Raw genomic sequence first — 315 nt, forward strand, 5'->3', positions numbered from 1 at the left:
CACGCCGGGTTCGATCACCGTCAACGGCACCAAGTACCCCGTCAACGGGACCACGGTGACCATCAACGGCGTCGACTACCCCGTCAAGGACGGAACGGTCACCGTCAACGGCACGACCTACCCGGTCACCCCCGGAAGCACCACCCCGGGTTCGACCGGCGGCACCACCACCCCCGGCAGCACCACCCCGGGTTCGACCGGTGGCTCGACGACCCCCGGCAGCACCACCCCGGGCTCGACCGGCGGCTCCACCACGCCGGGTTCGATCACCGTCAACGGCACCAAGTACCCCGTCAACGGGACCACGGTGACCAT

General features: G+C 69.5%; 1 protein-coding gene. It reads left to right on the forward strand.

From position 1 onward, the window contains the following. Positions 1–315: hypothetical protein (locus EPD65_RS15945; RefSeq protein WP_207891582.1), on the forward strand; the 315-nt coding region annotated here is incomplete at both ends.

Source organism: Nocardioides jejuensis (assembly GCF_004337475.1).
Classification (GTDB): domain Bacteria; phylum Actinomycetota; class Actinomycetes; order Propionibacteriales; family Nocardioidaceae; genus Nocardioides; species Nocardioides jejuensis.